Source organism: Mesorhizobium sp. M2E.F.Ca.ET.209.01.1.1 (genome assembly GCF_004010375.2).
GTDB lineage: Bacteria > Pseudomonadota > Alphaproteobacteria > Rhizobiales > Rhizobiaceae > Mesorhizobium.
Genome location: NZ_SADP02000187.1, coordinates 1 through 445, shown reverse-complemented (window position 1 = coordinate 445; position 445 = coordinate 1). Strand labels below are relative to the sequence as shown.

The following is a 445-nucleotide window of genomic DNA, read 5'->3' as shown; positions in this document are numbered from 1 at the left end:
GTGCACTTCAAGCAACGTTCAAGAGCCTTTACATCTTTAGCCCCTGTGTTTCTGCGTGGGACGCGGATCCGCTTTAGGCCTAATCGGTGTCAAAAGCCTTTCGCATGCCGATCGGCGAGTGCCGGTTCGGGTCATCGAAAGTCAGATCCGCCGGCGAGATCTGCGCTAGTGTGTCACAGCCGCTCACCCGTTGCTCTTGCTTTATCAAGCACCTGGAAAGCCCAATAATGCGCGTTTTCCTCGTAGTATCTCGCATCGCTAAGACAAAGTGCCGGCATCAGAAGACCCGCATCCTGCAGACGCCGCACAGCATTTTCAAAGGATGTCGCCTCCGCATAGCTCTTGCGGGTGCTCGCGATGACGAAGCCGTTCGGGCGCGTGACGCGAGCCAGTTCGCGCAGTCCATCCGGTCGGGCATGCCTGTGCGTGAAGACGCCACAGCAGA

1 pseudogene is annotated in these 445 nt (G+C 57.8%); it reads right to left on the bottom strand.

Annotated elements, in window-relative coordinates:
• Positions 1 to 173 precede the first annotated feature (173 nt).
• A pseudogene (locus EN852_RS35215) lies at positions 174 to 445 on the bottom strand (class I SAM-dependent methyltransferase); the annotation flags it as partial.